The 26,152-nt window shown below is 41.3% G+C and carries 19 protein-coding genes and 1 pseudogene; 7 read left to right on the forward strand and 13 right to left on the reverse strand.

The features are described 5' to 3' along the window. Positions 1 to 45 precede the first annotated feature (45 nt). Positions 46 to 5,403: a thrombospondin type 3 repeat-containing protein gene (locus L1068_RS22175; protein WP_237131249.1), complete on the reverse strand. Its 5,358-nt coding sequence runs from the start codon at positions 5,401 to 5,403 to the stop codon at positions 46 to 48. A gap of 390 nt (positions 5,404 to 5,793) precedes the next feature. Between L1068_RS22175 and L1068_RS17395 the strand changes: the two are divergent. Then, positions 5,794 to 8,119 (forward strand): annotated as a pseudogene (locus tag L1068_RS17395) (TonB-dependent receptor). Positions 8,120 to 8,228: 109 nt separating this feature from the next. Here L1068_RS17395 and L1068_RS17400 read toward each other — a convergent pair. After that, positions 8,229 to 9,122, reverse strand: a complete 894-nt coding sequence (locus L1068_RS17400; RefSeq protein ID WP_237131298.1) for a LysR family transcriptional regulator — start codon at positions 9,120 to 9,122, stop codon at positions 8,229 to 8,231. Positions 9,123 to 9,231: 109 nt separating this feature from the next. Between L1068_RS17400 and L1068_RS17405 the strand changes: the two genes are divergently transcribed. Further along, positions 9,232 to 9,867, forward strand: a complete 636-nt coding sequence (locus tag L1068_RS17405) for an NAD(P)-dependent oxidoreductase (protein ID WP_237131250.1) — start codon at positions 9,232 to 9,234, stop codon at positions 9,865 to 9,867. Between the two features lie 144 nt (positions 9,868 to 10,011). Here the strand turns inward: L1068_RS17405 and L1068_RS17410 are convergent, their stop codons facing one another. The 4 genes from L1068_RS17410 to L1068_RS17425 all read right to left on the reverse strand — a co-directional run bounded on the left by L1068_RS17410 (position 10,012) and on the right by L1068_RS17425 (position 12,756). After that, complete coding sequence (locus tag L1068_RS17410) at positions 10,012 to 10,305, reverse strand: hypothetical protein (RefSeq protein ID WP_237131251.1); 294 nt, start codon at positions 10,303 to 10,305, stop codon at positions 10,012 to 10,014. A 69-nt stretch (positions 10,306 to 10,374) separates the two neighbouring features. Then, positions 10,375 to 10,983: a glutathione S-transferase family protein gene (locus L1068_RS17415; protein WP_237131252.1), complete on the reverse strand. Its 609-nt coding sequence runs from the start codon at positions 10,981 to 10,983 to the stop codon at positions 10,375 to 10,377. Between the two features lie 14 nt (positions 10,984 to 10,997). Further along, entirely contained in the window at positions 10,998 to 12,047 is a 1,050-nt protein-coding gene (locus tag L1068_RS17420; protein ID WP_237131253.1) for an NADP-dependent oxidoreductase, read from the reverse strand. Between the two features lie 34 nt (positions 12,048 to 12,081). Further along, positions 12,082 to 12,756: a type 1 glutamine amidotransferase domain-containing protein gene (locus tag L1068_RS17425; RefSeq protein ID WP_237131254.1), complete on the reverse strand. Its 675-nt coding sequence runs from the start codon at positions 12,754 to 12,756 to the stop codon at positions 12,082 to 12,084. A 175-nt stretch (positions 12,757 to 12,931) separates the two neighbouring features. Here L1068_RS17425 and L1068_RS17430 point away from each other — a divergent pair, with 175 nt between their 5' ends. After that, positions 12,932 to 13,813, forward strand: coding sequence for a LysR family transcriptional regulator (locus tag L1068_RS17430; RefSeq protein ID WP_237131255.1), 882 nt, complete (start codon positions 12,932 to 12,934; stop codon positions 13,811 to 13,813). Positions 13,814 to 14,386: 573 nt separating this feature from the next. Then, entirely contained in the window at positions 14,387 to 17,503 is a 3,117-nt protein-coding gene (locus tag L1068_RS17435; protein ID WP_237131256.1) for a M43 family zinc metalloprotease, read from the forward strand. 121 nt (positions 17,504 to 17,624) lie between these two features. Here L1068_RS17435 and L1068_RS17440 read toward each other — a convergent pair whose 3' ends face one another. Beyond that, positions 17,625 to 18,278 carry a cupin domain-containing protein gene (locus tag L1068_RS17440; RefSeq protein WP_237131257.1) on the reverse strand — a complete coding sequence of 218 codons (654 nt, stop codon included), beginning with the start codon at positions 18,276 to 18,278 and terminating at the stop codon, positions 17,625 to 17,627. A gap of 40 nt (positions 18,279 to 18,318) precedes the next feature. Further along, a complete protein-coding gene (locus L1068_RS17445) occupies positions 18,319 to 19,077 on the reverse strand; it encodes an SDR family oxidoreductase (RefSeq protein WP_237131258.1) in 759 nt (252 codons plus the stop codon). Positions 19,078 to 19,180: 103 nt separating this feature from the next. Between L1068_RS17445 and L1068_RS17450 the strand changes: the two genes are divergently transcribed. Beyond that, positions 19,181 to 19,537 carry a helix-turn-helix domain-containing protein gene (locus L1068_RS17450; protein ID WP_054979638.1) on the forward strand — a complete coding sequence of 119 codons (357 nt, stop codon included), beginning with the start codon at positions 19,181 to 19,183 and terminating at the stop codon, positions 19,535 to 19,537. A gap of 80 nt (positions 19,538 to 19,617) precedes the next feature. On the opposite strand, the gene L1068_RS17455 is transcribed toward L1068_RS17450, so the two are convergent. The 3 genes from L1068_RS17455 to L1068_RS17465 form a co-directional block, all read right to left on the reverse strand. Beyond that, a complete protein-coding gene (locus tag L1068_RS17455; protein ID WP_237131259.1) occupies positions 19,618 to 20,598 on the reverse strand; it encodes an MDR family oxidoreductase in 981 nt (326 codons plus the stop codon). 50 nt (positions 20,599 to 20,648) lie between these two features. Further along, entirely contained in the window at positions 20,649 to 21,281 is a 633-nt protein-coding gene (locus L1068_RS17460; protein ID WP_237131260.1) for a TetR/AcrR family transcriptional regulator, read from the reverse strand. A 182-nt stretch (positions 21,282 to 21,463) separates the two neighbouring features. Then, entirely contained in the window at positions 21,464 to 22,312 is an 849-nt protein-coding gene (locus L1068_RS17465; protein ID WP_237131261.1) for a DUF417 family protein, read from the reverse strand. Between the two features lie 309 nt (positions 22,313 to 22,621). Between L1068_RS17465 and L1068_RS17470 the strand changes: the two genes are divergently transcribed. Together L1068_RS17470 and L1068_RS17475 are read left to right on the forward strand one after the other, a co-directional pair. Then, the gene (locus L1068_RS17470) at positions 22,622 to 23,056 is read left to right on the forward strand and encodes a hypothetical protein (protein WP_237131262.1); all 435 of its coding nucleotides are present in this window, start codon (positions 22,622 to 22,624) and stop codon (positions 23,054 to 23,056) included. Between the two features lie 156 nt (positions 23,057 to 23,212). After that, positions 23,213 to 24,949: an amidohydrolase family protein gene (locus L1068_RS17475; RefSeq protein ID WP_237131263.1), complete on the forward strand. Its 1,737-nt coding sequence runs from the start codon at positions 23,213 to 23,215 to the stop codon at positions 24,947 to 24,949. Positions 24,950 to 25,086: 137 nt separating this feature from the next. On the opposite strand, the gene L1068_RS17480 is transcribed toward L1068_RS17475, so the two are convergent. Both L1068_RS17480 and L1068_RS17485 read right to left on the reverse strand, forming a co-directional pair. Next, entirely contained in the window at positions 25,087 to 25,527 is a 441-nt protein-coding gene (locus L1068_RS17480; protein ID WP_237131264.1) for a hypothetical protein, read from the reverse strand. Between the two features lie 36 nt (positions 25,528 to 25,563). Next, positions 25,564 to 26,052, reverse strand: a complete 489-nt coding sequence (locus L1068_RS17485; RefSeq protein ID WP_343221968.1) for a helix-turn-helix transcriptional regulator — start codon at positions 26,050 to 26,052, stop codon at positions 25,564 to 25,566. Between the last annotated feature and the right edge of the window lie 100 nt (positions 26,053 to 26,152).

The following is a 26,152-nucleotide window of genomic DNA, read 5'->3' on the forward strand; positions in this document are numbered from 1 at the left end:
AACTGATTGCGGCTTTTAGTGTTATATAACGGTTTAAATTACACCCTAATTTATTTGACCCACAAACTTAATGTTATCAATCCAAACCGCATCATCTGACTCCGCAACCGATGAATCTTTGGTATAACGCCATTCGATTTTATTTTCTCCTTGCGGTATATCAATAGATAGGTCTTTCTGCCAATCTGCTTGGCTGCTAATTGAAAGCTGAAACACGTCATTCAGATATACCTTCAACATATCACAGCAGCTCTCTGAAGATACCTTAGCATCAAATGTTAACTTTCCTGCCATTAACAACGCTGAATAGGTGATACCTGATTGTTGGTTGTGGTTAATTTCCCCTGAGCGAATGCTCCTAGTACCATCACTTGCCTGCGCATCTGATAATTGCCATGGTTGAGCACTGTCGCTACTATTTTGCCAAAATGCACTGTCGATACCTTGTTCAAATGATTCAGTAAAAGCACTAATTGCGATTGGCTTAGCGTCAGCATCGAGCGGATCTGTGTTGTATTTTAATACCTCATCACCATCGCTAAATGTATCACCATCAGTATCAATTACTAACGGATCTGATCCAACTGTTAAGACTTCTTGACCATCACCTAGCCCATCGCCGTCAGTATCAAATACCAATGGCTTGGTTGAATGACTATTGATTTCGTCAAAATCACTTAGTTCATCATTGTCGGTGTCTGGCTCGATAGGTGACGTATTAAACAAATACTCGGACTGATTTGATAGTCCATCATTGTCTAAATCGCCCAGCGCATCGTCTGGATTATCATCAGATAGCCCATATTTTATTTCCCACCATGCTGGCATATTATCGCCGTCTGAATCACCATAGTTGATAACTTCAAAGTGTAGTTCGTTTGAAATGCGTGACACGACGACAAGCTGTTCGTGATGCTTTTCAATGGCAAGCAGCTCACCATTTACAGGCTGGCTTAAGATAATAGAAAATGCACTATCATAGGTTTTTAGTTCTGAATTGGAGTTTGCCACTACAAACACATCAGAAAACGCCACAGCATCTTCATTCGTGTTAGTCAGCGATGTTACAAATTGCATGCTATCTGCGTCATACACATCACCGCTACCTAATAAAACATGATCACCTTGGTTAATCACATGTATTGGAGGTCTAATGCTGTAATCTCCATGATAAGGGGTTTCACCCTCCCCAGTTATTTTTCCGGTTTGCTGGTCAATCACTTCAAAATGAAGGTCATTAGGTGATGTACCGTCACTGAAGAAATAAACGCGATTGTTTTGCTCATTCCAAGCATAGACACGCGAATAATGATTCCAATCTTTGTAATCTGTTTTATTTCCATCTCTATCAAAAATATAGTGTGACTCCCAAGAACCGCTAGCATCTTGCGCTAGTAAATAATTACCAACTGATGCAAGTCCATTTACTGCCGATGCAGTATTCGCTAACCGCATTTCAGGGCCAATGTTCGTTACGTCAACATAAGTAATTTCGCCACTTTCATAACCGAAATACAAACGTTGATGAGAAGGCGAGTAAGCCATCTTATTGGGTGAAACAGATGAAATAGCTGACTTTTTGCCTACTTGAATTGGATTTGTATATGACTGAGTTTGTGAAGACCAACGATAAACTTTTCCATACTCTTTACTGAGCAAGTAAAGATGGTCAGTACCATTTGACGCGATTTGATCTGGAACAAAAATAGGCATGGTAGCGCCGTAATCACATGAACCTTGTCCATCATCATGCTCCGTTAACCAACAGGCACTGTCCTGGGGGAAAATATCAAGTGTTAAGCCAGTTGTTGAATCAGCTTCTGTATAGCCCGAATTCCACTGATCTGGAAATCCATCATTATCAGAGTCTACTGATGCAGCTGGGTCAGTTGGGAAAGCATCTAAGATATTACTTACACCATCTCCATCGGTATCATTATTTACAAGGTACTCGGTAAACAAAATGTCATCGTTAGACCGACTCACGATAAATATGCGATTATCAGTAGAAACTATACGAATAAATTGACCAGTAAAGCTCAGACTTTCTATTGTATCAAAGCGTGAATTGTGACGATCCAACACAAATACATTGTCTTGAGTAATAGTTACAGTAACTAATTCACCATTAGGTAACCAAAGCGCATCGCTGAATGCATCAATTACACTATGCCACTCCAAGGTATTTGCATCATAAAAGTCTCCACTACCAAGCAATACTAATTGACCAGTATTCGATACCCTGATTGGTGGTCTTATACTATAAGCTCCGTGATATGGCGTTTCACCCGACTCAGTTACTCTTCCTGTTTGTTGATCCATTTCTAAGTACATTAAATCATTGGGCGAACTATTATCTCGGAAGTAATAAACACGGTTATTATATTTATTCCACGCATAAACTCGTGAATAATAGTGCCAGTCTTTATAATCCGTTTGATTTCCATCAACATCAAAAATGTAAATTGTCTCCGCAGAACCACTTACACCTTGCGCTAACACATGATTACCAACTGATGCGATGCCTCTCACTGAGTGAACAGTATTTGCGAATCGTTTTTCTGGGCCAATATTTGCTAAATCAACATAGGTAATCTCACCACTTTCATAACCAAAATATAAGCGGTTATGCGCATGTGAAAGCTCAACTTTTTTTGGTGCAGCTGTTGATAGCCCCATTTTTCGACCCACAATTAATGGGTTTGTGTATGCATTAGACTGTGCAGACCAGCGAAACACTTTACTGTGTTCTTCGCTGTATAAATAGATACCGCCAACACTATCGGAAAATACAAGATCAGGAACAAAACTCGGCATTGTCGCAGCATAATCGCATTGCCCTTGGCCATTGTCGTGCTCTAATAGCCAACATGCACTATCATTTGGGAAACTATCTAACGTTAATCCTGTGGTAGAGTCTGCCTCAGAATATCCATCATTCCATTCATCAGGATAACCATCGTTGTCCGAGTCTAAAGATGCTGCAACATCCATCGGGAAGGCATCGGTTAAATTATCAACGCCGTCACCATCGGTGTCATTATTTGCAACATATTCAATAAAGGTAAGTTCGCCATTTAATTCACAAATAATGATAACTTTATTTGCAGCCGCTATTATGCGAATAAACTGCCCCTCGTAATCACTTAGTTCAATAGTTGTTAAATCACTCGTTCGACGTGTAAGAGTAAATGTACTTTCATTCAAAGCATTTACAGTAACAAGTTCCCCGCTACTTAGCCAAATTGCATCGTTTAAGGCATCTACCGATATTTGCCAATTCAAAGTATCGGCATCGTAGATATCACCACTACCAAGTAAAACAAACCTTCCATCATTCGACACCCTTACTGGCGGCAAAATCCGAAATTCACCGTGATACGGAGAGTCTCCATTGTCAACAATCTCACCTGTCGTTTGATCTATTTGCTCGTATTCCAAGTCATTAGGAAACATGCGTTGACTGAAAAAATACATTCGTTCGTTATCTGCATTCCACGCATAATCGTCAGAATAGTGACTAAAATGATTAGCTGCGGTCTCTTTTCCATTTTTATCAAATATATAATGTGAAGACCAAGAACCTGTACCTCCTTGAACAAGTAAAAAATTGCCGGCCATCGCTACACCACCTACTTGTTTAGGAATTTGCACTAAATCTAGTTCGATACTTGGATTTTCAATATCAATGAAAGTAACTTGCCCATCTTGATATCCGAAGTACAAGCGTTGATGTGACTGAGAGAAAGCCATGTCAATCGGCGCTGAGCCGATAAAACCAGTCTCAATTTTGATTGGACTCAAGTAGTTTTGTGTTTCAGATGACCATCTGTACACCGTACTGTGTTCCTCACTGAACAAGTAAAGAATACCATCTGCATCAGCTTCCACTTTTTCAGGAGTAAAACTCGGCATAGTAGCACCAAAGTTACACTCTCCCAGCCCATTATCATGCTCCGCTAACCAGCACGCATTATCACCTGGGTATAGATCTAGCGTTAAACCAGTAGTTGAATCAACTTGCGAATAACCATCATTCCAACTATCCGGAAAACCATCATTGTCCGTATCTAACGACGCAGCAATATCCATCGGAAACGCATCCAACTCGTTCGAAATACCGTCGCCGTCAACGTCATTTGTTAAATCGTAATTATGAGCCTTAAAGTGGTCTATCGTTTCGGTGATAAGTGTAAATTGACCATTGTGACCAGATATCACCTTTGGCGCACCTTCTAGCTCACGCATATCAATTAGGTTTAATTCATTATCCAACCAACTAAAGGTTGTATTTCCAGCCACATAACGAGATGAAAGATATTGTTCGTCATTCACCGGAATCATTTCGAATAAATTAATATCTAACTTATCAACATAACTCAGACCTTCCTTAGAGAAAACTTCTCCAGATAAAAACATTAACCGAGAATCATTCAACTCAATAAACAGATGGGTGTTTGGAAGAACATTACTACTTGGGTATTCATAACGTCCGATAGTGACTTCGCCATCGCTGTTTAATTCAAAATAACCGAGGGCATGTACTTGGTTTGAGTAGCCTAATGATGCAAAGAACGTCGAGTTCTGTTCATTCCAAACACCATACTGGATATTATAAGGAACTCGAGCAGAGCCAGTCTCTATCCCGTTTACATCGTAAACCAATACCGAATTCATATCAGACACGATCAAATAAGGTCCCGCAACAACAAGTTTTTGCTCAGCCGTAAGCGTAAATTGACTTGGCTTTAATGTTTTAGATTGATCGAAGTATTTAACTGAGCCATCACCATATTTTAAATAAATGCGTTCATGTGTTGGGTGAATCACAAAGTCTTCTAATTCAAATTCATTATCATAATTGAGCGGCGTGTCAAAATGTTGATTTTCAGTATTTAAAGCAAGTAATTGTGATGTATCGCTCAAGGTGAAATAAATATATTCATTCGAGCCTCGAATAATCGGCGCACTCGTTTGTTGTTTTAACAAGGTTAAATAACACGTGCTGCCGTTACCATCTGTTTGCAAATAACACGACTGATCATTTGGGTAATCATCTGAATTATTCCCTACGCCATCGAAGTCAGAGTCAACTGATTCATTAGCATCAAGTGGAAATGCATCATCTTCATCCAGCACACCATCGTTATCATCGTCGGTATCTTCGTTATTACCAATACCATCTGAGTCGGAATCTAACCACTCAGTACTATCCATTGGAAAAGCATCTTCGGTGTCTAAATAACCATCATTGTCATCATCGTTATCTTGAGAGTCCGCAATACCATCACCATCAAAATCTGCAATAGGTGGCTTTGGCGGAGGAGCAGAAGAATCACCGCCTCCACAAGCGGTCAGTACGGATAGAAAAAAAAGATATGAAAGTAAACGAAGCGAGCGCACTTAAAATCATCCTTGAGTTTATGTAATTTATATGGGGACGGGAGTATAAGGGGTTAAAAATCCAAAATACAGATAAAACAAAATTTTGTTCTACTTTTCTTATGGTTGGCGTAACTATAAATTTATGTATCTAGGTCTAAATCATTTTTGTCACCACGCATCCTCTTTATCGTTTTCACACATACCGACTTGTTGTACCTTTGCAAATAGTGGTTTTTACAACCAAACCTTGCCTGTAACCGTAAGTCAATCTGACTACGCCATAAGCACATTTGTTAATAACGTTAACCGTTACTTTTATTAATGTTAAATGTCACATTGAACGACTGAATATAACAAATGATTACAGTTATCATTTGCATCTTAGTTGTAAATACAATTATCTAAACAATGAAATCATTTAATCTCTCGCTTATTGCTCTGTCATGCGCAGCGCTTTTACCAACTTCAGTGGCTTTTGCTAATAGCCAAGCAACAGCTAAAAACAACGACGATATTGAAGTTGTCAGTGTTTATGGCCGCCAAAATAAGGTGGTACTGAACTCGGGTCTTGCTACTAAATCGAATATGTCGTTAATGGAAACCCCAGCAGCTGTAGTGGTGGTTGACAGTGAATAACTTAACTCGCAACTTATCGATAATTTACAAGATGCTATCAGAAACATCAGTGGTGTAACCCAAGCTGGTAACAATTACGGCATTGGCGACAATTTAGTGATCCGTGGCCTTGGTGCTAACTACACATACGACGGCATGTATGGTGGCGCAGGCCTTGGCAACACCTTTAACCCTACCCGTTCAATGACCAATGTTGAGTCCATCGAAGTATTAAAAGGCCCTGCAACCGGTTTATACGGCATGGGCAGCGCTGGCGGTGTTATTAACCTAATTGAGAAAAAGCCAGAGTTTGAAGCCTCTCACACCATGACCGCGGATTTAGGCCAGTGGAATACCTATGCGCTTGAACTTGATTCAACAGCTGCAATCACCGACGACCTAGCTTACCGTGTTTAGTGACAGCCACGATATAATGCTTTCGACTGCCTATATTAAAGATGGCATTGCAGTTGACTCAATCGGTCACCCTATTCGTATTTATAATGCCGAATCGGTCGGCGGTAAAGGCGCGGGCGACGTAAGCTGGACTGACTTAGTAAACGACCCTAACGGGGTTGGTATTCAGCTAAGCGATGCACAAAGACAGCAATTGGCAGAGTCACTTGCTGCCAATGATGGCTTAACGCCTTACACCTTTGGTCATAACGGCATTATTTCACCGATGGCAAAAGACAATGAAGGCGAAGAGTTCCGTGTAAAACTAACACACAATATTAACATCACTGATAACCTCTACTTTAACCAACAATTACAATACCGCGACTACGATTCGGGGTTTGCCCGCCAAACCGGCGCCTATAACTATGTGTATTGGAACCGCCGCGGCACCATCAATGCCGATCCACGCGCACCACTTGTGGTAGACGGTGAGCTGTTCCCATTTGCAGCAAGGCGTCAAGAATACCGAAAAGTCGCAGCGAACGAACAATCGTTACAATATTTTGCTGATTTGCGTTACGATTTTTCAATTGGTGATATCGACAACGAATTATTAGTCAATGCGAATTATGAAGACCGTGATATTCGCTTTCAGCAATATTCAATCTATGACGCTGATAAAGTAATTAAAGATAAAGATGGCAACACAATTTATCGTGGTCAATTGCCGTATATTTTTGATATTCGTAACCCAAACTGGGGCGCTGGTAGCTTCGAAGATTATGATCCATTAAAAACCGCTAACTACAACAAGGAAGTCAGTGCTTGGGGCTTAGGTATTCAACACGTCGGTTATTTTGGCTTTGGTTTAACTACGCGTATTGGTGTGGCGTTTAATGAAATCACTCAGCGTTATGCGCACTTTGGTGTGGACCCGCGTTACCGCGCAAGTGCCGCTGAGCCAACGCCAGAGCAAGATACCTCTGATAGTGGTATGACTTATAATTTAGGTGCAACCTACCTTGTAAATGACGACTTGTCGATATTTGTAAACCACGCAAAAGGCCGAACCGCCTACAGTGTGCTTGGCACTATCTACGGCAACGAAAGTGACCGTAAAGATTCAGAATCTATCAGTAATGATATTGGTATGCGTTATAAAGCACTCGATGATCAACTGGTTGCATCATTAGTGATATTTGAATCTAGTCGCACTAATTTACGCTATAACAACCCAGATTTTGATGAAGGTGTTTCAGCACCGAATGTACCGCGCTACTTCTATGATGGTAAAGAAGAAACAAACGGTATTGAACTTGATTTAAATGCTTATTTAAATGAGCAGTGGAAGTTAAATGTCAATGCGGTGTATCAAGATAACGATGATGAGCGACAAAAAGGTGTACCATATGTTACAGCGGGTGCTTGGTTAACCCATTCAAGCTATGCCTTTACCAGTGAAAGCCCGATTGAATTCAGCCTTGGCGGCATCTATGTTGATGAACGCAGTACAAACTCAAACTCCTTTGGTATTCCTGACGGTTATGTACCAAGTTATACCGTGTTTGACGCGGGTATTGCTTACCAAGCTGAGAACTGGGGTGTACAACTTAAGTTAAATAACTTATTCGACAAAGTGTACTACGAAAAGGCGATGTTCTTAGGTGGTATGCCTGGCAAAGAGCGTAATGCCCAATTGCGCTTTAATTACCGCTTTTAAAACTGTGGTCTCGGGTGAAGTTAACACAAATACTGCTAACGTAAATTAATTGCGCCAAACCTGAGATCATAACCATTTTCATATCTAAGGGATCTGAACATTCAGATCCCTACTTGTTTGGCAAAATATCCTGCTGCCAAGAATCCGATAAAAAATCGATAAATGCGCGCACAAGCGGAGATTGATAACTTCGCGATAGATACACGGCCCACAACTGACTCGCTTCAAGTGAATACTCAGTTAAAATAGGCACAAGCTGCTGTTGCTGTATGTAACTGCGAGCAATATCAAACGGCAACCATGCTATTCCGGCACTATTTATCGCCGCGTGCACAATCGTGGTTACATCATTACACACGAGTGGCCCAGCCATCTTCACTTCAACACGTGTATTGTCATTAAAAAAGCGCCATTGATTGTGATTTAGATGCACCAAACAAGGGTGGTCTGTTAATTCATCCGGTGTTAAAGGCGCACCATGTTTTGCCAAATAATTTAATGAAACACAAACACATGCGCCAATTTTCAGAAGTGGTCTTGCAATCAAGCTTTCATCTGGTGTATTTGTATACCTAAGCGCAATATCAATACGCTGTTCGACTAGGTTTGAAAAGCTATCACTGGCGTGAATATCGACCTTAACTCGCGGGTGTTGCGCAATAAACTGGCTCACTGCATCTACTAACATAGTTTGTGCAAAACCAATTGGACTCGAAATTCGAATGGTTCCTGACAACTCTGTTTTATTTGCAATACTTTCAGCAACCAGCGCACTGGTTTCATTCAATATTCTCTCAAAACGGATTAATGCGCGCTCGCCTTGTTGAGTCAAACTTACTTTACGGGTTGTTCTGTGCAGTAAACGCTGCTCTAACCATTGTTCTAGCTCTTGAACATGACGCGACACTTGCAAGCGACTGAGTCCCAGGCGTTCAGCTGCTTTGGTAAAGCTTGCCAAGTGTGCAACTTCAACAAAGCTTTTTATTGCATTGATACGATCCATCATTAGCAACCTTAATTGATACAATCTATTTCAATTTAACCTGATTATTTCATGATAGTTTTCTTCTAATCTAGGCACAACGAAAACGAACACATTGTGAGGAAAAAATATGAAACTCGTTGTTTTAGGTGCATCAGGTTGGATTGGTAGCCATATTGTTGCAGAAGTAAAATCAAGAGGACACCAGGTTACTGCACTGGTGCGAAACCCCAAAAAATATGACGTGGCCGATGTTAACGTTAAAACATTCGATTTATCCGATAACAGTTCCCTTTCAGACGTAATTACGGACGAAAGCGTATTTGTTGCAGCCATAGGTGGCCGTGCGTTGGGAAATCACAACATAGTGGCAAACACCGCAACGCGATTACTCAACGAATTGCCACATACCGCTATTGAGCGACTGGTTTGGGTGGGCGGTGCAGGTTCATTAACCGCTGCACCAAATGTAAAGCTGGTTGATACGCCTGAGTTTCCCGCAGAATACAAAGATGAAGCGATTGCTCAAGGCGAGGCATTAACGGTGTTTCAGCAAACACAAAGCCCATTAAACTGGACATTTATTTGCCCTGCCGCTGAAATATTCCCTGGCGATAAACAGCAAAATTATCGCGTGACAAGCGACCAACTATTAGTTGACGAACAAGGCCAGAGCCGTATTTCTGTCGCTGACTATGCTGTTGCGTTTGTTGATGAGCTAGAAAAAGCAAAATACCTGAATCAGCGAATTGGTGTGGCTTACTAAGCAAAGTTCACTCATTGGGTTACACCAACTTGGTGTATAACGCCGCGTCTAAATAAATAGCCCAAGTTCTGGTCAAGTAAAAGCCTTGTCGCGTATTAGTGCTACAAGGCTTTTTGTATCGAAAGGTTTAAGCTTTGGTTCTGGCTAAAAAAAGCCATTTTCAAAATCCATCGCATGGTCTAAATCATCAGGAAAATAGAATAGCCAACCTTGCGTTTGCTTTTCTACCAGCAACATATTAAGTAATTTAATGCTTAGGCTGTGAGCTTGTAATTGGTCAACCCCGAAGGAAAACTTTTCAATTTTGAAGGCTCTGATTGTTACTTTGCAGCGAAAATCGCCACCGGGTTCTGGATCAGGTTCTGGTAACCCTATTTCAATTGTTAAGTCTAAAAGATCCCCTTTAGGACTTTTTGCAACATAGTGACTGCTAATCATAGACGTTATTATCAATAAAAAAACGCGACCAGTGTAAATCATGGCCGCATGTTTTTGTATCACTAACCGTTAGCCAAATGAACGTGCTTTTTGATATGCCTCACGGCTGTGTACATTTGCCAAATAGCGCGTAATATTATCGCGGTTTTCAAGCAAGTTTAAATTAGCCGCAAACTCTAACGTAATTGTCATCATAATATCCGCAGCGGTAAACTCGTTACCAGCAAAATAGGTCTGCGCCTCTAGTACTTGGTCAATGTAACCTAAATCTAGGTTAATCTCTTTTGCAATATAGCCATCCATTGGGTTAGTGCCATCACGTTTTTCCATTTGCATCAACAAGGTCGCAATAATCGGTAAGCCTAACGAGCCTTCAGCAAAATGCGACCATTCAAGATACTGATAGTAGCTTTTTGTGCCTTTTTCTGGGCGCAAACGCTGTTTTTCATCTTGATCGAGAATGTACTCCATAATGGCGCTTGATTCGCAAATTACAACGTCGTCGTGTTCAATGATTGGCGCTTTATTTAGCGGATGAATTTCACCCAAACTAGCGGGTGCTAATCGCGTTGTTTCATCACGTTTATGATGTTCAATTTGATATGGCATACCTAGTTCTTCAAGTAACCACAATACGCGCGTTGAGCGTGATTGATTAAGATGATGTACTTTAATCATAAGCAACTCCTGTTCTATTCTGTATCCAAATGTTCTGGGCCAACTTGCACAACCAATTTGCCAAAGTTTTCGCCTTGTAATAAGCCGATAAATGCCGACACTGCATTTTCAAGACCAATTACTTTGTCTTCTTTATATTTGATTTGCCCTGATACAAGCCAAGGCACCATGGCTTGTTGAAATTCACCATAGCGATGACCGTAGTCATCAAACACAATAAAGCCTTGCATTTTTATGCGCTTAACAAGCAAATTGCCCATTAATAAACCAAGGCGATCAGGGCCAGATGGTAAATCCGTTGCGTTGTATTGTGCAATTAAGCCACACAATGGAATACGAGCTTTCGTATTTAAAAGGGGTAGTACGGCATCAAACACTTTTCCGCCCACATTTTCATAATAAATATCAATACCCGAATCACACACTGCTGCAAGTTGCTCAGCTAAATCAGCATCATTGTGGTTTAAACAGGCGTCAAAGCCTAACTCGCTTACAGCGTAATCACATTTTTCTTGGCTACCCGCGATACCAACCACTTTGCAGCCTTGCAACTTACCAATTTGACCAACAAGGCTGCCTACCGCGCCTGTTGCCGCCGCAACGACTAAGGTTTCTCCAGCCTTTGGGGTACCAATGTCCATTAACCCCATATACGCGGTTAGCCCCGGCATCCCCAGTACACCTAACCCATAGGATGGATTGGCCATTGCGCTATCTAACTTGATTACACCCTCACCATTTGAAACGCTGTAATCTTGCCAACCACCAAATGCGACGACCAAATCACCTTTTTCAAATCCTTTTAAATTGGACTCTTCGACCCGACAAATACTGCCGCCTACCATAACCTCGTTAATCGCCACGGGCTCTGCATAAGACTTTGCATCACTCATTCGCCCGCGCATATAGGGGTCGAGCGATAAATAGATGGTGCGCAATAACATTTCATTGTCACCGGCAATGGGTAGGCTGCTTTCTACTAAATTAAAATTCGCGGGTATTGGTGCACCATGGGGGCGTGATGCTAAGGTAATTTGGCGGTTTACTGTGCGATTTTGTTTCATATTAAATCCTTCTTATTTAACAGGCTATTGGCGATTACTCAGCCAATAGCTTTGCCAAAAACTCACCGACGGCATGAGCACTTGTTGGGTTTTGTCCAGTGATTACACGCTCATCTTCAATTACAAACTCTCCCCAGGGCTGAACTTTGCTATATTGGGCGGCTTTACGTGTTAACGCTTCTTCAAGTAAGAACGGAATATCATTGATAGTGCCAAAATCGACCTCTTCTTCACGGGTAAACGCTGTTACTTGTTTGCTCGCAATTAATGGTTCGCCGTTACTCAATGTGATAGGTAATAATGCCGCAGGGCCGTGACATACTGCAGCAATAATACCACCAGCTTCATAATGTTTAGCCGCCATACTCGCAACTTCTTCATTGCTTGCTAAATCAGACAGCAAACCAAAGCCACCTGGGTAGAAAATTGCATCGTAATTATCAATATTAACTTGCGATACAGGCACCGTATTGTTGATCTGCGTTTGGAATGACGCGTCACCAAGTACTTTGTTGTTCACATCATCGCCCTCGATATCTGTGCCATAAAGCGGTGCCTTGCCACCATTAATTGATACAATATCAAACGCAATTCCGTTGTCGTTCAATACGTGAACAACATGCGTAAGCTCTGGCGCATACGTGCCGTTTGCTTGGTCGGTTTCACCCAATGTTGCGTGATTTGTTACTGGAATAAGTACTTTTTTCATAATAAATACCTTTATTGCGTTTTAATAAGTTAAAACCACTTTATATTGTTTCTAATTTAATGATAATTACCTAAATCAGTTAAACTCTTTTGCTATTTAGCAACAATCAACTCAAATGTGTGCTTTATCATAAAAAACGTTAACACAAAGCGGGTTGTTATAATGGAGTCGTTATATGGATAGTTTTGAAGGTATATTTGAATTTGTTGCCGTTGCCGAAAGCGGTGGTTTTTCAGCCGCGGCTAAAAAGTTAGGTTGCTCCACCAGTCACATTAGCCGACAAGTATCGCGCTTGGAAGAGCGTTTGGGCTCGCGTTTGCTTGCACGCACCACGCGGCAAATCAGCTTGACCGAAAATGGCGAGTTTTATTACCAGCAATGCAAATATCTAGTAAATGGCTTACAACAGGCGAATGAACAAGTTACTCAGCAGCAGTATCAACTTAATGGAACACTGAGAGTCAGTGCTGCAGGTGGTTTCGCTGAGAACTTTGTCGCTCCCGCACTGATGACATTTGCTAAAAATCACCCTGAGCTGTCCATTGATATTGACTTTAATAGTCGCATGGTTAATTTTATAGAAGACGGCATAGACTTTGCGATTCGCTATGGCGAGTTACATGATTCAAACCTTATCGCACGAAAACTAATTAGCCGCTCTATGATGCTTGTTGCAAGTCCCGAGTATTTGGCCAAGTACGGTACACCAAACCACCCTAACCAACTAAAAAGTCATCGCTGCATTTTGGCAAACAGTGACCACTGGACCTTTAATATTGATGGGATTAAGCAAAGCATCAAAGTAAGTGGCAACTGGCAAAGTAACAACTCAAATGTGGTACTTGATGCATGTGAACAAGGTTTAGGCATAGCCTACATGCCAGACAGTACCTTCACTAAATCAATCAAACAAAAAAAATTAGTGCCAATATTAGCGCCCTATTGCATTACTGGCGCAACAAGTTGGATTGTGTATCAAAACAAGCAATTTATGCCACTACGTGCACGCCTTGCAATCGATTATTTATTAGAACACTTCGCTCAATGGCCAAATTAGTAAAAGCAGCAAGAAACAAGGATAAACTGGCATTAAAATATCTTAATGCCAGTTTGAGTCACATTATCGCTAATGCGTATTCTCACTATGATTTTAAGGTAACAACAGACTATTGATGTGTGATAGGCCAGCCGCCTTTTATTAAGAACTGCCAACCCGAGAGCAATTATCTATAACCAAATAACACTGTTGAGCATGTAAACAGACTCTCATTTTGCCCAGCTAACAGATGCCGCACGAGTGCTTATACCTTTGGTTTATCTCAGCCTTTCGCATAACCTAACTTAATTAAATTGACCTACTAAAGGTTATGCTCTCAAGTTTTACGAGCAGATAGCATCAAAATATGCGCTAAGGCCAGCTTAAATTAATACGGTAAAAACCCATCATTTTGTATATTTTATGTAAAAATTTTGAAAGCAACCTTTTAATTAATGCGTTTTGTGTATATTGTATACACGCAAATCAATTGGATAATGATTAATCAATGCAGTAGGGATTTTATGAATTCAGGTTAATACATTCTTTAAAAGCAACGAATAAGTACTCAAGATAGAGTGCAAGGGAAATCAAATGTTTAATAAAAAAAAATGTATGGCGTTATTGTCGTTAGCGCTCACTTTACCCACAAGTGCCGCTTTTGCTGGCTCAATTCAACTACCTTCAACACAAACACAACAACTTTTATTTGATAATAAAAAAACAGCTGCCCATATATGTGGCACCGACGATAACCACCAAGACTGGCGTGCACTGCAAAAACTAAACAAAGCGCAATATGCGACTTTCGCGCAGCTAAAACAATTACACCCAAGTGCTGTTAATCAAAACCTCGCTTCGGTTGTGGCTGCAGGAAATGGCGTACCAGGCCGCTATTATATTCCTGTAGTGGTTCATGTTTATGGCGATACCTATAACTGTACCGATGAAACTAGCAATTGTTTAACCGAAGAAAAAATCATTGATGCGCTCAATAAAAGTAATGAAGATTTTTTAGGCACAAACACACAAGATGGTCCTATCGACCCGCTTTTCCAAGCAATTAGAGAAAATCTGAACATTGAGTTTGTACTTGCCAAAAAAGATCCAAATGGTAATGCAACAAACGGCATTGTTCGCTACGCAAATAAATCAGGGTATGGTAATGGCTCAGGTGTTGACGACCAAATTGCGGCCGATGCGTGGGATAATTTTAAATACATGAACATTTATGTCCAGCAAGATCTCTATGCAGACGGCGGCACAACAAGTTCCGGTGTCGCCTGGTACCCAAGCTTGTCGATGTCTGAAAATGGACTTGCACGTGTTGTTTATAATGGTAATTACCTTGGCAGCAACACAGGTGAAAACTTTCGCTCAGTATTAACCCACGAATTTGGCCACTGGCTCAATTTGCCACACACTTTTGATGGTGATGTGTGTTCTGTGCATCAAGAAGCATTTTGTGCCGCCACCGGCGACAACAACTGTGATACACCACAAATGAGTAGCAGCATCTTACAAAACAATGCACTTAACTGTTTAGGTCAAAAGACAAATACCGAAAACTTCATGCACTATTCTGACAACTACGCCATGTTTACTAAAGGGCAAGTTCAGCGCATGACAGCCGCACTTCATGGTCCGGCACGAAAAAGCCTATGGAGTAACGAAAACCTTATCGCAACAGGCCTTGAAGAATACACTTCTAGCGATGAACATTATTGGGATGGCAGTGGTTTAGATATTGCCCCTGAAGGTAACACTCTAGAGTCGTTTGACAACTTGTCAGCCAACAAAGGTGAGTCAGATAATTTTGAAGTGACCATTCCCCAAGGCACTGAAGCCGTTGCTTTTTACTTAGACGGGTACACTGAAGACCCTGATTTATATGTATCTCGTGGTAGTGCACCAACAAAAAATGGTGATAAGTGGAATGCCGATTTTATTTCATTTAAATCAGCAGGTGTACCCGAGCTAGTCACTGTGTCAGCGCCATCAATTAATGCGACTTACCACAGCACGGTTGATGCGTTCACTGCATACACTAATGCACGTTTACAAGTTATTGCAGTAGATGACGCAACCCTTTGCAATAACTGCGAACGGATATTTTTAACAGAAGAAACGAACCTCTCAGCGAATAAAGGGGATGCGGTTAAGGAATATCAGTTTACCATTCCAGACGATGCAATTCGTACTGTTGTAGTATTACCTGGCGGCTATCAGGGCGATCCTGATATGTACATAAGTGTTGATGCAATACCAACAACCAGTACCTTTGACTGCGGTCCTTTTAGTGCACCCAGACACAGTGAATATTGCGAACTGCCAGCTGGCGGTGGCACACTTAATGTGATGATTGATCCCTTTTTGGATTATAGCGGCGTAACCTTACGTGCATATTATGAACGCGCTACCAACGCAACTTTACCTATCGCTGAAGCGAACGGTGCCTACAGCGCACAAATTGGTGAAAGTGTAACCCTAATTAGTAATGGTTCCAGTGACAGTGACGGCACTATTGTCAGCTTTCAATGGGATTTAGGAGACGGTAACCAAGCAACTGGTGAGACAGTAAATCATACTTATGCGCAAGTCGGTGAATACACAGTGACTCTGACCGTAACAGATAACGACGGCAATACTGCAAGCGATACATCAACGGTAACAATTAACGACACCAACAAAGCACCTATCGTAGTGATTTCTGACTCAGTCACCGCACAGCTTGGTGAATCTGTCACTTTCTCTGCTGCTGGCTCTTCAGATGATGGTGAAATTACGCGCTTTGAATGGCAATTAGGTGATGGCACCACCAAAACAGGAGAAACAATTACCCACACCTATTCGCAGATTGGCAACTACACAGTTACTCTAACCGCAACAGATAATTTAGGTGAATCCACCAGCGCAACTACGTCGGCAATTATCACTGATATAGGCTATTGCGATACATCGGGTAATACCAATTATGAATGGATTGAATCAATCACCTTAGCAGGCACAACCCACAGTAGTGCAAAAGAGGGATATGGCGATTTCACAGGCATTTCCATGCCACTAATTGTCGGTAATAACTCGGTTTCGCTAACAGCTGGCGGCAATTACACCGAGCATTGGACTGCCTATATTGATTTCAACCAAAATGGTACGTTTGAACAATCCGAACAAGTCATCGCCAACCTGTCGGGCAAAAACACAGTAAGCAGTGATCTGGCAATCCCCGCTAGTGCAGGTGGCATTACAACGCGCATGCGTGTCATTATGAAATATAATGGTGCAGCCACATCTGCCTGCGGCGCTATTGGTGATGGTGAAGTGGAAGACTACACAGTATCAATTTCAGAACCTGTTACGCCAATTTTAGACAACGCATGTGCAGTACAGTCACCTGTAACATCTGGTCGCTTAGAAAATGGCAAGGCAACCTGTTTAGGTGCCAATAGTACCATGTGGTTTAGTCTAGCTGATGCCAGTAGCCACGATACAGTAACCATTACAGCAGGCCATGGTACCGGCACGCTCAATGTGTTCTATAAAAATGGTGGCTGGCCAAGCGAAAGTGATAACCAAGGAGCTGCAAGTGGTGAAACATCGTTGTGTTTTAGTACCGCCGCGGGCAGTGAATACTGGTCATATATGAAAGTCACAGGCGGCGCAGAAGGTGCAACCATAAAAGTAGAATACGATGCGACGAGCTGTCAGTAATGATTTGCGCTCACTTTACGCATAAAAAGGTCAAGTGAGCTGTAAATAGCTTTTATAAAGCATAACTAAAAACGGTTACCTTTGTATTTATAGGTAACCGTTTTGTTTTCAGTATAAAACGTTAGGCAATCGGTAGGTGTCCCGTTTTAACTAGGATTACGGTTTCCTGTTCAACATAAGGATGATGTTTGCTCATATGTGGACTTCTTAGCCAGGTTCCTTTCGGATACCTGCCAAGTTCATCAATAAATTCTCCCGATAACACAAATATTTCCTCCCCACCAAAATGAGTATGGGGTTGGAAAACCTCACCTTTAGGCCATTTCACGAGCGCCACATGTTCGTGCTCAAAATCATGTAGCGGCATGACTGCTAATCCACCATGTCCGGCAAGCCAATTGGCCTCACATGTATTTATTCTGACCAACTCAGTATCACCTGGAGAAAATTGATTGAGTTTTACCAAAATAATACAACCTTCTTTGCTAAAGGGCGCGTGAGAACTACCTGGCGGGTTGCGTAAATAAGTGCCCGCAGGGTAATCACCATGCTCATCAGAAAAAACACCTTCTAACACAAAAATTTCTTCGCCTTTGGGGTGTGGGTGTGTTGCAAAAGCCGTATTTGGGCCGTACTGAACAACACTTGTCGTGTGACCTGATTCTTTCGCTTCGCGTTCTAATGGCTTTCTTAATACGCCATTAGCAGGGCTTGAAACCCAGTCAAGCTCGGATGTATTTATCACAACCCTTTGTGCAAAATTCATATTAATCATAAATTACCCCAGAGCGCCTAACACTAGGCGCGTGTATACCTTAATTTCGACCTGCTATCACGCCGCCATCAACATCCCAAATTGCACCCGTTACCCAGCTTGCTTTTTCTGACAATAAAAAGGTGATGCTATTAGCAACATCCTTTGGCGACCCAACTCGACCAATCGGGTGAAAATCATCAAAGCTTTTAAGTACAGTAGCAACCTCATCCTTTTCAATGAAATGCTGATAAATGGGTGTATTCACAACCGCTGGTGAAACTGCATTGACACGAATATTATGCGCTGCTAATTCCATTGCTAGGTGTTGCGTTAATGCATGCAGCCCAGCTTTCGCCATAGAATAAGCTGATGAAGGCGTTGCGGCAATTGCCTGTTTTGCCCACATTGAACCAATGTTAACAATGCTACCTCCACCTAATGAAATCATGCCCTTTGCCACAGCTTGTGTCAGCATAAATGTTGCTTTATTCAGGGCGTGATACTTTTCATAATCCGCAATTGAGTGTGCTAAAAAAGGTTTAGGGCTAAAATACCCAGCTGCATTCACTAAATAACCATAATTACCCTCAAGGCGCTCAATGAATTGTGTTACGGCCGCTTCATCATAAAGGTTCAATTGAATACCATTTACTTCACCATAATTAGAAAGTACATTTACCGCGTCATCTAGCTTTTTCCCATTATTACCAATAATCGAAACCGATACGCCCGCTTTAAGCAGCTGCTTTGCCGCTTCAAAACCAATGCCACTCGAACCACCAATAACCAAAGCACGCTGATAATTAAAATTTGTCATATTCTTCTTCCTATAATTAAACTCGTGGTAATATTAAAAGCATCTGTAGGTAGCTGAATAGTAAGTACAATTTGGTTAGGTAGGTACTTTTTGGTACATCTTTATGAAATCACAAGAAAAGTTTTTTACACGAAAAATGGCACCACAAACAAGTGCACGCATGGTTGAAACAATATTTGGCTGTAAATGGTCGCTAACCGTTTACCACTTGCTCGAAAATGGCATTAATCGACCCGGTGAAATGGTTCGTAGTGTTGATGGGTTGTCGACCAAAGTGCTTAATCAATGCCTAAAGCGTAATGTTGATTTTGGTATTTTAGATAAAGTTGAATACAACGAAATTCCTCCTCGCGTGGAATACACAATTACTGAGTTTGGAGAAAAATTTGTTGGGGTATTAGCACAAATTTCCGCGCTGCAAGAAGACATTGACGCACAGCAGAATCAAAACCATAACTAGTCGATAAAGCTACTTTCTTAAAAAGAATAAATAAAAAACGGTTACCTATGCTTTTCAGGCGACCGTTTTTGCCATAAGTTTTAAAGCGCTAGGTCAACGACGACTCTACCTTGCACCTTACCCGCCAATAAATCATTTGATACTTCGACTACTTGTGACAGTGAAATGGTCGTTGCGATATCATTTAACATGGTGTCATCAATCAACTTCGCCAATTTTTGCCAAGCAGCTTCACGATCTGGAATTGGCCGCATCACACTATCAATACCAAGCAAGTTCACACCACGTAAAATAAATGGCGCAACAGTTGCCGGAAAATCCATACCCTGTGCCAGTCCACATGCCGCGACTGACCCACCATACTCCATTTGAGCACATACATTTGCTAACGTATGACTACCAACCGAATCAATGGCACCTGCCCACAACGATTTACCTAATGGTCGACCTGGCTCAGACAAGGTATTGCGGTCGATAACCTCTTTTGCGCCCAACTTAATTAGATATTCAGCCTCTGACACGCGCCCTGTTGAAGCAACCACGTGATAGCCCAATTTTGCTAACAATGAAATGGCAAAGCTGCCCACCCCACCATTTGCGCCTGTTACTAAGATTTTACCAGAATCTGGAGTAATCCCTTGTTTTTCAAGCGCAATAATACATAACATCGCCGTATATCCAGCTGTGCCAATTGCCATCGCTTGAAAGGGTGTGATTTGTGGCGGCAGATGAATTAACCAATCACGTTTAACGCAGGCTCTTTGCGCAAGGCCACCATGATATTGCTCGCCGACACCAAAGCCATTTAGCAATACCTTATCGCCCGCTTTAAACTTTTCGCTGTCACTTTCTACCACAGTCCCCACTAAATCAATGCCTGGGATCAACGGAAACTGCCTAACAACTGGGCCTTTACCTGTAATGGCAAGCGCATCTTTGTAATTTAACGTGCTGTAGGCAACATCAACGACGACGTCTCCACCTTGTAAAAAGCGCGGTTCAAGTTCTTGTAAGGCTGCACGATAACCTTGTTCATCTTTTTCAATTAGCACTGCTTTCATCGGTCTTACCTCCAAATATAGACTGGTCGTCTATTAAATTATAAAAAATTTTATTTCAGCAACATTAAAAAGTGATTTAAATAACTATCGAGTGGTTTGGTCGACTGCGCTAATTTAGCCCGACTCACAGCGCCTTCCCAACCAACCCAGAAAAATTCAGCTAAGGCATGTGGATCTTTGTTTTTATCGCAAAGCCCTTGCTGTTGCGCCTCTTTTAAACACACCGCCAGCTTATCTTGCCATTCGGTAAAAATAGCCAGCAGTAAAGCACGAAACGTCTCTGGTAAGAGATCAACTTCTTGGCCTAAGTTGCCAACCAGGCAACCACGCGTAAATTGATGCTTAACCAACCCTTGTTTAGATAACGCGACAAACTGAGTAATTCGCGTTATAGGGTCAACCGAATGTTCAAGCAAACAGCCATCTAATCGCTTAGCAAAAAACCTAGCGTAATTGTCAATTACTGCCTTACCAAACGCCTCTTTACTGTCAAAATAATAATAGAAAGAACCTTTCGGTGTGCCTGTTTTTTTCAGGATCATATCAATGCCTGACGCCACAAAGCCAAACTCTGTAAAGTGCGCCAAACCACTTTGGATTAATTCAGCGCGTGTGTCGAGGTGAGCTCGCTCACTTTTCTTCGGCCGTCCTCGCTTGCGAGGTTGTGGTGTTTTCTCTGTCATGAGCCGATTATAGACCGATCGTCTAAAAAATAACAAGCGATTATTTTTTGCGCGTCAAAAATAACGTATGTGGAAGTAACTAACAGGTATAAATGAGGGTAAGGAAACTCACATTACCTAAATCAAAATTGATACAGGTAATGCGAGTAACACGCAAATAAATGAGGGGATTTAGCGAACAATTAATCTCTCAATTGTGCTTGTTCTGATTGCTTTATTGCCAAACACGTAAACAGCACCAAGTTAGCAACAAACCACAGATCTTTAATCAAAAACTGCCCGCCTGAGCTAAGTACTGTATCGCTTGATAGCGCTGGAGGCCATGTAAACAGGAATGTTTGCGTGGTCAGCATGACTGCCCCAGCCATTAAAATACCAAGCCACAATACGCGCTGGAAGTATACTGAAAAAACCAGCAAGCCGAGCGCAATCAAATCGTAAATACCAATCAGGTTTGACGCTGTTTGCACAGACCAAAGATGATACATCCAACTCATTAATGGCGACGAGCGAACCAGATCTTCAATGCCTTGTGCTTCAATTGCAGTAAACTTCATACCACCAATCCATAACAAAACTAAAACAACGGGGAATAGTTGCACAAATTGTTGTTGACGTAATGTCATTTTCTCAGCGTAAAGAAAGTGAATGGCGAGTGCCAGTAACGCGAAGTATTTAATAATTCCCTGGCCCGAACCAATCGCAGGAAAACCACCCAGGTCGGCTATCCATCTGCTGCTATCTAATAGAGTAAACAACGGTGTAACGCTAATAATTAGCAAACAAATCGCTAGTAGTTTTTGCGTCTTATCATGCTTAATACTCAATACAGCCAGTATCGCCATCGTGGCAAAGGCAAACGCTGCAATTAAGCTGGCATGATCTTTACTGATTAACCCTTCAAGCAAATAAAAATCTAATACACGGTTTAAACTAACATCTTGGCCAATCAGCAAGGTACTGATCGCCATTAATAAACCTGAAATGCCAAGCAACGCGCCAACAATTACTTTATTGCTGCTCTCTTTCATAAATTATGCACCCAAACATCTTCATCTTAAATTGTATGGTGATAGACCAGCTTAAAGCACAAAACTATTCAAAAAAGTAAAATAATCCTTGTTGCTAAAAAGAAGCCGCACTTACCCGTGGAGTTGTCTGCAAAGTACCTTTCATTGCTCATTTACAAAACGGGCTATCTTTTGTGCCATTACTCGCAACAGCGTGGCTAATGCCTGAATTCCCGTATCTGATAACAATTCACTCACAATTCCAAAAACACTGATATAAGGCACAATTTTTGCTTAAGCTGTTGTTTACATGTCAAATTATGGACGTTTATGAACATTAACAACCTTTCCTCGGGCTATTCAGGATACAACACATTACTTCACACCAACGAGGACGACATAACACAATCAAAAAGCGATACAGCCACTGCTGACGCGAAAGACAAAGCAAGTGAGTCAAAAAACGAAAAAACAACAAAAACAGATGAACAAGCAGATACTGCTAAGCCAGATGAAACACAAGACAAAATTAATCACATTGTGTCGCTACAGCAGCAAATAAAAGACTTACGTAACACCTCAGATGATGACGACCCAGAAAAAAATACGAAACTCATTGAGCTGCAAAAACAATTAGATGAAGCCCTTGTGAACGTACAATCACTAATACAACAGCAAGCAGCAACGTATGTAAGTGGACTTTTTGCAAAACCTAACCACACAACACAGAGTAACGCTGGCTTATTTTTAAATAGTAAAGCGTAATTTATAGGCGTAGTTAAACGTTGACTGTGAATGCAAAAAACATAGGATTTACAATAAAATCAATGACAATAATTTAGCAACACAATATGATGAACTAAACATCAAAAGTACGCTGAAGTGAGCTTTTTACACTTGCAAATAAACAAGGAAGGATCCATGAGAATTAACACAAAATACGTCATGTTAATTTTATTAGCGTTATTTCAATTTAGCGCCACAGCAAAAGAAAACAAGCAATTAACACAGCATAACGCATCGCTTTATTACGGAGGGAAGATTATCACAATGGAAGGTGATTCCCCTATGTATGTTGATGCCGTAGTTGAGCAAGCAGGAAAGATCGTTTACGCAGGTTCAAAACAAAAGGCAGAAAACGCATACTCACATGCACGTATGGTAAACCTAACGGGCAAAACATTGTTGCCTGGATTTATAGAGCCCCATCTGCACCCTTCAATTGCGGCCTTGATGCTTCCTAACGATACAATAGCACCCCATCAATGGAAAAAGCCCAACGGCATTTCCAAAGCGACTAAAACGCCTGAAGCATTTCAACAACAACTCAAACAGTCAATCGCTAACGCACCAGAAAACAAAATGCACTTTATTTGGGGCTATCATCAGCTTTGGCATGGAGAACTTAGTAGAGAATTGCTCAACAAATATGCTGGCGAAAACAAACCGGTAGGCATTATTCATCGTTCCTTTCATGAAATTTACCTAAATGACGCAGCCATTAAGCTGTTTAATATCGCTGAAAATGACTTCGCAAACAACCCGCAAGTAAACTGGCAAAAAGGTCATTTTTATGAAGGTGGTTGGTTAGCGTTGGTGCCAAAAATTGGTTCAGTGCTACTCGACCCCGTGAACTACCAAAAAGGGCTCTCGATGATGACAGAGCTGATGCTACAAAATGGCATTACAACAATCGCAGAACCAGGTTTCCCAAGCGCGGACTTTAAAATGGAGTACGCATTTTTAAAAAATGAAATGGATAAGCAACCACCTTATGATATTTACCTGATCCCTAATGGCACGCAATTATACGGGATGGCCGGTAACAGCAATGAAAAAGCCGAAAAGCAGATGCAAGGTTTAGCAGAAGCATACGATACCGATAATATTTTCTTTTTACCTCAACAAGTAAAGTTATTTGCAGACGGCGCTATTTATTCACTTGCGATGCAAATGAACGAACCTTACCTTGGCAACGAATTTCACGGCGAATGGATGACGCCATTACAGCTTTTCCAGCAACAACTCAGCTTTTATTGGAATAAAGGTTACAAGATCCATGTACACGCCAACGGTGACAAAGGAATACAACAAGTTGTTGACTTTAATAAAGCAGATCAAAAAGCACATCCTCGCGAAAACCATCGTTTTACACTGCACCATATGGGCTATTTTGATGCCAAAATCGCAGAGCAAATAAATTCACTCAATATTGAAGCGTCTGTTAACCCTTTTTACCTTTGGGCACTTGCGGATAAGTACTCAGAGAACGGGTTAGGACCGCAACGCGCCGAGAACCTAGTGCGTGTAAAAGAGCTCACTAAACGAAATATTCCCGTATCGTTCCATTCCGATTTTGCCATGGCTCCCGCAGAACCCTTAACCTTGGCGTGGACAGCAATCAATCGCGTTACCAGCGAAAACAGTGCGTTTTCTCAAGATCAGCGTCTAGATATTTATACTGCAATGAAAGGCATTACGATTGATGCGGCTCGTACGCTTAATCTCGAAGATAAAATTGGGTCTATCAAAGTGGGGAAAGTGGCCAATTTTACAATATTAAAAGAGAATCCATTTACAGTAGATCCGATGAAAATTAAAGATATCCCTGTCGCAGCAGTTGTGTACAAAGGTAAATGGGTACAAAACAAACATTAAATCCACATGCACAAATTGCCCTGTATGGGCAATTTGGCTTTAGCATCAAACACATGATGCTCGGTGAACTTTTTAATAATGCGTTTTGCTTACTTTGCAAAGCAAGGTTATATCAAACGGTTTTGAGAGTTAACAGTTTACTCAGCTGCAAGACACTGCGTTTGCTTTTTCTGTTGGTATGTTATTGCGATTAAATAACCGAAAAAACACAGCGGCGCAGGTGACAATACTTTCAATACGTTAATCAACATGGACGCTTCAGGGTGCAATAAAATGCTTAAACAACCATATAAAATTAACAACCCAGTAAAGTATACGAGCTGCACAGTATGTTGTTTTGCGCGAAAGGTAATAAATGCAGCGGTTAGCATCGTTGTAAACACGCCGATTATCGCACTTCCAATAATTATAAACGGCGATTGTTCTGCCTGTTGTGCCAGCGCTTGATAGCTTTGATTAGTAACGTCCAAATTGAGTTGCCAAACCAAGGTTAATAAAATCGAACATGCGATGCTCACAACTAAATACAACCCGCACGCCATAGCTAACACATTAAATTCAACTGGTAGTCTTTTCATCTTTCATCCTTAGCAAGCACTTACTTGCCCATTTGGTTAAATTTCAGATGAACCAATGCCTAATTCTCGCTTCAACTTGTGTGCGCGATACATAAAGTAAAGGGCAGAAAAAACCAATACAATTGATAAGCCATTCTTTAAAATTTGAAACATTTCACTATCAATGCGCTGCTCGTCATACGCGAAGAAGATGCCTAAAAAACCAAACATGTGACAGGCAAATACAAACGCAAATTGAATATACATTCGTTTTAGCTTTAATTTGCTCTGTGTGCTTCGTTTTTGTAATTGTGTTTCATCTATTTCCGCTGATGACTCGCCTATTGCTGAGTCGCTAACACATAGTGATTGCACAGGTACTTCGTAGACCGCAGCCAAGCACTTAATGCTTTCTTTCGATGCAACCGATTTTGCTTCAATTCTCTGTATTGTACGTAAACTCAAACCAGAGAATTCCGAAAGCGCTTGTTGCGACCAACACCGTGACTCCCTAAGTGATTTCAAATGAACAGCGTTTACTTTCAATTGTATATTTGGGCTTCCTTACTGGCTCAATATTAACCTAGCAAGCAAGCGCAATCTCCGTGACGTTATTGTTCCGTTAGCCTTACGTTACCTTTACGTA

Origin of the sequence: Pseudoalteromonas sp. MMG024 (assembly GCF_021654175.1) — a bacterium.
Taxonomy (GTDB): Bacteria; Pseudomonadota; Gammaproteobacteria; order Enterobacterales; family Alteromonadaceae; genus Pseudoalteromonas.